This window comes from Prevotella rectalis, from assembly GCF_900607215.1.
Taxonomy (GTDB): Bacteria; Bacteroidota; Bacteroidia; order Bacteroidales; family Bacteroidaceae; genus Prevotella; species Prevotella brunnea.
The window spans coordinates 461,152-470,016 of sequence record NZ_LR027820.1 but is presented as its reverse complement, the minus strand read 5'-3'; the positions used below and the strand labels follow the sequence as shown (position 1 = coordinate 470,016).

The following is an 8,865-nucleotide window of genomic DNA, read 5'->3' as shown; positions in this document are numbered from 1 at the left end:
TGGAACGCCGAAAATATGGCGAACGACGGTCTTATGCCATCTTCACCAAAGGTCCCAGGGGGCATCGAGCCCCCTAAGACCTTGCCGAAAATATGACGGAACTTAGGTGTTGTCCATCTTCTTTTATGCAAGTGCACTGACTTCAAATTTAAACTATATAATGTTAATGTCAAGTCATTCAGTAAATAAGAAAATATTTGACAAGTAAAACAGAAATACATCGTCAGATCTGACAAGTGAATTCAGGAAAAGACATTATTCTTCATTCATCTATCCAAAGCTAAGCTTTCACTTTCCAAAAGCTAAGCTTTTATAATGCAAAAGGTCATGAATTGGAGTGCAAAAGCTAAGCTTTTAAATTGCGATTAATATCACTCTGATTATCAATAGATTATGAATCGTGCCTCGGCATGCAGTTTTGTAATATAATTTCGTAGTGATGGTCGAGTCGAATGTTCGCTATCAAGCGTCTGTTTCCCATCACCTGAATAGAAATTGGAGACATAAGGAAGTAATGCGCTATATTATGGTTAGAGATAAAACATGTCAAGTCGTGGTTTATGCAATGTTTTGTGAGTTTTTCTAAAAAATATTTAGAACACTATTGGGCACAGCCACATAAAATTTGGAGTTATGGACGTTTTGAAGTATCTTTGCAGCCATGATTGATACAACATCTTTTCAAGGGAAGACGGCAAAATTCTATACATTAGGCTGTAAACTGAATTTTTCAGAGACCAGCACGTTTGCACGTACCTTGTTTGATATGGGGGTTCGCGAAGCACAAAAGAATGAAAAAGCTGACATTTGTTTAATAAACACATGTTCTGTAACCGAGATAGCAGATCATAAATGCAGACAAATCATTAACAGAATGGTTCGCCAAAATCCCGACGCATTCATTATAGTTACAGGCTGTTATGCACAGTTGGAAAGCGAACAAGTAGCGAAGTTAAAAGGAGTAGATTTAGTTTTGGGAAGCAATGAAAAAGCAGATTTAATTCAGTATTTAAGCGATGCGTGGAATCATTTATCCCAAGAAGAGGCTTCCGGACAAAATATCTTTCGTGAACCCTCGATTCATTCCGTTAAAACAAAAGATATAAAAAAGTTTCAACCAAGCTGTTCAAAAGGAAACCGAACGCGTTATTTCTTGAAGGTGCAGGATGGGTGCAATTACTTTTGTACCTATTGTACCATTCCCTATGCCAGAGGACTTTCAAGAAATCCTACCATAGCGTCTCTTGTCGCACAAGCTGAAAAGGCAGCTCTTGAAGGAGGTAAAGAAATAGTACTCACGGGTGTTAATATTGGCGATTTCGGCAGAACCACAGGTGAAACTTTTCTTGACCTTGTGAAAGCATTGGATCAGGTGAATAGGATTAAACGATTTCGCATCAGTTCACTTGAACCAGACCTTATAGACGATAGGCTCATAGACTATTGTGCTACTTCTCGAGCGTTCATGCCTCATTTTCACATTCCATTACAAAGTGGTTCAAATGAAGTATTGAAATTAATGCATCGCCGGTACGACACGACTCTCTTTGAACACAAGATAAAATTGATTAAAAAGAAAATGCCTGACGCCTTCATCGGTGTGGACGTAATGGTAGGTTGCAGAGGCGAACGACCTGAAAACTTTGAAGAATGTTTTCAATTTATTCGTTCATTGCCCATTTCACAACTTCATGTTTTCCCCTATTCGGAGCGTCCCGGAACTTCTGCCCTTTCCATACCCTATAAAGTAGATGAGAGCGAGAAGAAGAAAAGAGCACATCAACTTTTAAGGCTTTCCGATGAAATGACAACCGCTTTTTACAAACAGTACATCGGACAAGAAAGCGAGGTGCTTTTCGAGAAAGCAGTGAAAGGCAAAGTTATGCACGGATTTACCAAAAATTATATTCGTGTGGAGCTTCCCCCGGCACAAGTAAAGGAAGAATATGACAATCAAATTATGAAAGTAAAATTAGGGGATTTCAATTTTAACAAAACAGCATTAAAGGTTGAAACAATATGAGAATCTCCATAGTCATACTTAATTGGAATGGACAACACATGCTTGAAAAATATTTGCCCACCGTGGTCAGGTATTCACAAGGAGCGGAAATAATCATAGCCGATAATGCTTCTACCGACAATTCCGTTGAATGGCTTACGAAAGCCTATCCCGACATAAGAATTATTCAATTGTCCCACAATTATGGTTTCGCAGGAGGATACAATCGAGCATTAAAGCAGATAGAAAGTGAGTATTATCTGCTTTTGAACAGCGACGTAGAAGTAACTCCAAACTGGTTACAACCACTTTTATCAGAAATGGATAGACGGAAGGACATAGTTGCATGCCAACCAAAAATACTTTCACTTCTAAGTAGATCGCATTTTGAATATGCAGGGGCATCAGGGGGTGAACTCGATAAATATGGATATCCTTTTTGTAGGGGTAGAGTTTTTGAGACTGTGGAGCAAGACTTAGGGCAATATGACGATGAGGTGGAAATATTTTGGGCAACGGGCGCCTGCTTGATGATTCGTGCAGAAGCCTTTTGGGCTGTTGGTGGATTCGATGAACGTTTTTTCGCTCATAACGAAGAAATAGACTTGGCGTGGCGATTGCAATTAAACGGGGGGCGAATCTATTGCTTCCCCAAGAGTTCTGTATATCATTTGGGAGGTGGTACACTTCCAAAAACAAATCCACAGAAAACATTCCTCAATTTTCGCAATAATCTTACGATGTTATGGAAAAACCTACCGGAAGAAGAGCTTTCCAAAGTGATGCGCATTCGCTTCATTCTTGATTATTTGGCGGCCATTCAAATGTTAATATTTCATTGGAACGTTCAGGATTTCAAAGCTGTCATAAAAGGAAGAAAAGCTTTCAAGACATGGCGGAAAGATTTTAAACGGCGAGAGATTGTTTCAACGAAATTTAATCAAAAACCAAGAAGCATGCGAAAAAACTACTCCGTCTTATGGAATTATTATGTAAAAAGAAACAAAATATACAGTAAGTTAAAGTAGGTTTTTATGTTTTTTTTACAAAATTGGAGATTTCTTGCTTTTTATTTTAATTCTTTTTACTTTTTACTTGCACAACCGAATTTTTATACTTACTTTTGTACCACTCAAGCAATATACATAAGAAAAATAGTCAGTGAAGAGGATTTATTACATATTATTCTTTCTGTCATTCTTGATTGCAGGCTGTCAATTAAGACTTTCTAAAGACGATTCAGCAGATCACGCCATCGTTATTGAACGTTATGACAGACTTGAATACCGCTATCTTACAACAGGCGATTATTCTGCATTGCAAGAGATGAACACAGAATATCCAATTGAAACCCGAACACTCATTGAAGATGTTATAAAAATAGGTGACGCAACTGCACCTGACATAAACTCACGTTTTTTAAAATTTTATCAAGATACCACTTTACAAAGCCTTATAGCAGATGTTGAAGCTGAATATGCCAATATGGATGATTTGAATCAACAACTGACCAATGCGTTTTCACGATTAAAACATTCTTTGCCAAATATTTCTGTACCAATGATTTATGCACAGATTTCCGCCTTGGATCAAAGTGTGGTGGTAGGCAATGGAGCAATAGGCATCTCTCTAGATAAGTATTTAGGGGCTGATTATCCTCTTTATAAGAAATACTACACGGAACAACAACGGCAACAGATGACACGTGAGTATATCCTACCGGATTGCTTGTCATTCTTTCTAATGGGATTATATCCCCTGCAAAATTTTGAAAATCGTCCACAAATGGAACGTGATTTGCACATGGGAAAAATTCAATGGATTGTTAATCAAGCTTTATCTCATCATTTTTATCGGACAAAATATGTAGAAGTTGTCTCAAAGTACATGAAAGAGCATCCGAAGACTTCCTATGAAGAATTGTTAAAGCTAACAAATTTCGCATGTTTTGGAATCGAACAATAATCGATAAATAAGAGGAATATATTCGGATTTTCCTATCTATCAGATAAAATGGGAAATAGTTTTTTAGGATTTATTTTTAAGATATTTATTGAGGAGATTTGTGAACTCATAATTCTTTATACCCCATTTCGGAGCGATAAGAAGTTCTGCAGGACTTTGGCTAACAAAACGTTCGAACACCATGTCTTTGCGAATTAAACGTATGTAGTCCGCAATTAACTCAACATATTCATCAAGACTATAGAGTTTAAAGGGCTTTTCTCTGTATAAACTTGCCAATTTCGTGCCTCGAATAATTTGCATTTGATGGATTTTGAGAATGGTCAAAGGCAAAGAAGATATGATGGGAGCTTGACGCAAACTTTCTTCTTTATCTTCTCCCGGAAGCCCGATAATTACATGCCCTCCCACAAATATTCCACGATCTGCGGTTTTCTCTATTGCTCTTTTCGTACATGCAAAATTGTGTCCTCGATTGATAAAGTTCAAAGTCTTATCATTGCAACTCTCTATCCCAAACTCAACAATTAGAAAGGTCTTATGATTAAGTTCCTCTAAATAATCCAGCAATTCCGTGTTTACACAATCGGGGCGGGTTCCAATGACTAATCCCACCACATCTTTTACTTCGAGAGCTTCCTCATATAATTGACGCAACTTTTTTAAAGGCATATAAGTATTTGTATATGCCTGAAAATATGCAAGATATTTCATATCTTTATATTTTCTTTCAAAAAAGTTCTTGCCCTCTTCCAATTGTTGAGTTACTGTCTTTTCCGTTTTACAGTAAACAGGATTGAATGTTCGGTTATCACAGAAAATACATCCCCCCTTCCCTATCGTTCCGTCTCTATTGGGACACGTAAATCCGGCATCGACAGATATTTTTTGAACACGAAAAGGAAATTGTTTGCGTATCCAATTGCCAAAATCACAATAGTATTGTTCCATACTTTTGCAAAGTTATATATATTTTTGTACTTTTGTACTGTTAAATCAATGAAATATATGAAAAAGATACTATTTATGTGTGTGACTATCATCACAGTGTCAGCTCAAATCTTTGCCGGTGAGCCTATTTCGCTTAAAGATTTTACCGATAATGCTTTTGCGGCGAAAAGAATTTCAGGTGTTAATCCGCTAAAAGGGACATCAGAATACGCACAGATGTCTTCCGATTCAAAAAAGATTGTTAAGTACTCTTTTAAGACGGGAAAAGAAACAGGCGTCCTCTTTGATGTTGCAGATACTAAAGGGGTGTCGATAAATGATTTTGAAGGCTATAAGATATCGGATGATGGACGCATCTTGATACAAACGAACACCAAACGCATATATAGAAGATCATACAAGGCCGATTTCTATTTATATGACATAAAAAACAAAACCATGAAAAAGCTATCCGAGAAAGGGTTACAACAGATTCCGACTTTCTCGCCTGATGGGAAACATATCGCCTTTGTAAGAGATAATAATATTTTCATCACAGATGGGAAAACCGAGAAACAGATTACAACAGATGGAAAGTTTAATGAGATAATCAATGGCGTGCCCGATTGGGTGAACGAAGAAGAGTTTGGGTTCAACAACGCTTTGGCATGGAGCAGTGATGGCAAAACATTGAGTTGGATTCGTTACGATGAATCGAAAGTAAAGACCTACTCATTGCAAACTTTCATGGGAAGCAAACCAACAAGGAAAGAATTCATGGTATATCCCGGCGAATATGCTTATAAATATCCGAAAGCCGGAGAAGATAATTCAAAGGTTACAGTTTGGGCGCATAATCTGATTAATGGAAAGACGCTTCAATATCAACTGCCATTGGACACTGATGGCTATGTTCCAAGAGTCAAGACCTTTCCACGAGAAAATCAAATCCTAATTTACACAATGAACCGACATCAGGATATGCTTAATCTCTATGTAAGTAATCCATTGACAGGTACATGTAGATTGCTGATTAAAGAGAACGTTCCAAAATACGTGAAAGAGGAGGCTATGGAAGGTATCTCCATTATGAAGAATTGCATTCTTCTGCCTTCAGACCGAGATGGCTACATGCATCTTTATCTCTATTCCCTTGAGGGGAAACTGATTCGCCAAATTGAAAAGGGAGCCTATGATGTTACCAAAGTATATGGTTATGACGAAAAAACAGGCAGCACTTACTTTCAAGCGGCCGGAAAAACGCCCATGCAACGTGAAACGTATGTTGCTGACAAGCATGGAAAAGTGAGTTGTCTATCCTTGAAAGACGGGTGGAACGATGCCGTATTTTCCGGAGATTACAAATTCTTCCTGAACACATGGAGCGACCGCAATCATCCCTATGTCTATACCATATATGACAATCGCGGAAAGATGGTTCGAGAGGTTTTGAACAATGATACTCTCCTCGCCAATATTGTTAAATACGACATACCAACAAAAGAATTTTTCAAGTTCACGACATCAGAAGGCATTGAACTGAACGGATGGATGATGAAGCCTTCCGATTTTGACGAAAACAAGAAGTATCCCGTTATCATGCATCAATACAGTGGTCCCGGAAGCCAACAAGTAGTTGACAGCTGGTCGATTGGATCAATGGGAAACGGGGGGATTTTCGATGCTTATCTCTCCCAAAAGGGATTTATAATCGTTTCTGTGGATGGTCGCGGAACGGGTGGTCGCGGAGCCGAATTTGAAAAATGTATTTATCAGAGACTTGGTGATTTGGAATCAAAAGATCAGGTGGAAGCAGCTCTTTGGTTGGGTAAGGAAAAATATGTGGATGCCGGCAGGATAGGAATTTGGGGCTGGAGCTTTGGAGGTTTCAACACCTTGATGAGTATGAGTGAAGGAAGAAATACATTCAAGGCCGGAGTATCTATTGCACCTCCCACCAACTGGCGTTACTATGACACCGTTTATACAGAACGATATATGCGCACGCCACAAGAAAACCCTGACGGATATGCCACGAATCCCATCGAACGCGTGGGTAAGCTCAATGGCAAACTTCTGATATGTCATGGTATCGCTGATGACAATGTTCATATTCAAAACGCTTATGAATATTCAGAAGCACTGGTTCAGGCTGATAAAGATTTCAAAGAAAACTTCTACACAAATAGAAATCATAGCATTTACGGAGGTAATACCCGAAACCATTTGCTTCGACAAGTGGCGGAATGGTTTATAAACAATCTTTGATACTATTGCCGTCCGGTAAATCCCAAAAAGGCTGACACCTCGCAAGAAGTGTCAGCCTTAATTTTGGAAATTAATAAAAGCTTTTCCTGATAGTAATAAAAAAGTACCATCATTTTACACGAAAAGTATAATCTTTTTGCATGAAAAGTATAATCTTTTTGCACGAAAAGTATAATCTTTTTGCACGAAAAGTACAATCGTTTTTCCAATAAGCTCGCATATCCATTGAAAAAAGCCAATATTGCTTCTGAAAAAGTTGATATTGCCATTGTGAAAAATTAATATTGGAATTATAAAAAAGTGTCAGGCTTACAAATAAAAAGCAGTATTGTTTGCTTGCAAATACAGAATCTTTTTCCTATCTTTGTGGCAGACGCGTGGACGGAAGGTTCTGCGAAGGGTGCGGATAATGTTGCCCATGCGATCTATTAACCATTTAATTTTTTAGCAGTATGGATTATTCACTGAACAAACGAAAAATGGCTCTCGGTCCGTCGAAGGGCAAGGAAATGTTTGTGGCAAGCCCTGTTTGTCAGAAACAGCGTATTTCGTTCGACCAACTTTGCGAGCGCATGGTGGAGGATTCCACCGTCGGACAGGCGGATGTGGCAGCCGTATTCTACAAGTTCCGCAAGACTTTGAACCAGCTTTGTTCGCAAGGCTACATCGTCGATGGCGGTCCGCTGGGCACATTCCGTCCCACGTTCACATCGAAAGCGGTAGAGAAAGAGGAGGATTTCAAGCCATCGGAGTGTATCTCGAAGACGCAGATAATTTTCACGCCAACGACCGATTTCCGCCAGCTTAAGAATGTCGAGTTCTTCCGTGTGGAGAAGCAAAAGAAGAAGAAAGCCAAGCCGTCGGGTGGCACAACGGGTGGCACAACGGGTGGCGAAAATGTGAACCCATAAAGAATTAGAAAAATCCCCCTCTTCCATTCGAGTGAAGAGGGGGACTTTTTCATAAAATTAGTCTGTGTTCCGTATCCGGCGTTGGGAATGTTCAAGTCCCCGTTGAACATGCCATTATGCCAACAACCATTGACTTTACAAATCAACCTTTTTAAAGGAAAGACAATAGGGGGATTACCAGTCAAGAACCGTCGATGCTCTTACGCGACTTAATGTTTCGGGAGTCATCTGCAAGTAGCTTGCAATATATACCAAAGGCGCGCGCAGAATTACCTGCGGATTCATCTTACACATTTTCTTGTATCGATCTTGAGCAGTCTCAAATCGAACAAGATCTGCGTGTTTTTGGGAAATGATAAGGCTTTCTTCAAGAATTTTACGATAAAGTATCTGAATATTAACATTATGCAAGGCTACTTGTTCCAATCGATGTTTCGGCAGAGCGAAAACAAGCGTCGATTCCAAAGCTTCAACCTGAAGTTTTGTGGGCTCTTCTCTGAAAAGACTTTCTATACACATGAAAATTGTTCGGTCTTCGCCCAAATGTTCTGTGATTTGTTTTCCGTTTTTGAAATAAAATTGACGAATAAGTCCGTGCTCTATATAATAAATATTCTTACATACCTCGCCTTCTTTTAATATCATTTCACCTTTTGCAAATTTTATGGGTACGAGAATACTTTCAAGAACATCCAATTCGTCATGGGTCATCGTACTATATTTACGCGCCAATTCGCGTGCGATATCTCTGGTCTCGATGGTCTCTTTCATTAATAATTCCTCCTTCAC

Annotated in this window: 7 protein-coding genes; 5 read left to right on the top strand and 2 right to left on the bottom strand. The window is 38.9% G+C overall.

Features of this window, described 5'->3' with window-relative positions:
• Positions 1 to 661: 661 nt before the first annotated feature.
• The 3 genes from mtaB (at position 662) to E0E16_RS02840 (ending at position 3,967) form a co-directional block, all read left to right on the top strand.
• A complete protein-coding gene (gene mtaB / locus E0E16_RS02850; RefSeq protein ID WP_130828739.1) occupies positions 662 to 2,023 on the top strand; it encodes a tRNA (N(6)-L-threonylcarbamoyladenosine(37)-C(2))-methylthiotransferase MtaB in 1,362 nt (453 codons plus the stop codon).
• Complete coding sequence (locus E0E16_RS02845; protein ID WP_130828738.1) at positions 2,020 to 3,030, top strand: glycosyltransferase family 2 protein; 1,011 nt, start codon at positions 2,020 to 2,022, stop codon at positions 3,028 to 3,030. Before mtaB ends, E0E16_RS02845 begins: the two co-directional genes overlap by 4 nt.
• Positions 3,031 to 3,163: 133 nt before the next feature.
• Positions 3,164 to 3,967, top strand: a complete 804-nt coding sequence (locus E0E16_RS02840; protein WP_130828737.1) for a gliding motility protein GldB-related protein — start codon at positions 3,164 to 3,166, stop codon at positions 3,965 to 3,967.
• A gap of 63 nt (positions 3,968 to 4,030) precedes the next feature.
• Here the strand turns inward: E0E16_RS02840 and mnmL are convergent, their stop codons facing one another.
• Positions 4,031 to 4,918, bottom strand: coding sequence for a tRNA modification radical SAM protein MnmL/YtqA (gene mnmL, locus E0E16_RS02835; RefSeq protein ID WP_130828736.1), 888 nt, complete (start codon positions 4,916 to 4,918; stop codon positions 4,031 to 4,033).
• Between the two features lie 57 nt (positions 4,919 to 4,975).
• On the opposite strand from mnmL, the gene E0E16_RS02830 reads away from it, so the two are divergent.
• A complete protein-coding gene (locus E0E16_RS02830; RefSeq protein ID WP_130828735.1) occupies positions 4,976 to 7,165 on the top strand; it encodes a S9 family peptidase in 2,190 nt (729 codons plus the stop codon).
• 452 nt (positions 7,166 to 7,617) lie between these two features.
• Positions 7,618 to 8,076, top strand: coding sequence for an HU family DNA-binding protein (locus tag E0E16_RS02825; protein WP_130828734.1), 459 nt, complete (start codon positions 7,618 to 7,620; stop codon positions 8,074 to 8,076).
• 174 nt (positions 8,077 to 8,250) lie between these two features.
• Here the strand turns inward: E0E16_RS02825 and E0E16_RS02820 are convergent, their stop codons facing one another.
• Positions 8,251 to 8,847 carry a Crp/Fnr family transcriptional regulator gene (locus tag E0E16_RS02820; RefSeq protein ID WP_130829722.1) on the bottom strand — a complete coding sequence of 199 codons (597 nt, stop codon included), beginning with the start codon at positions 8,845 to 8,847 and terminating at the stop codon, positions 8,251 to 8,253.
• Between the last annotated feature and the right edge of the window lie 18 nt (positions 8,848 to 8,865).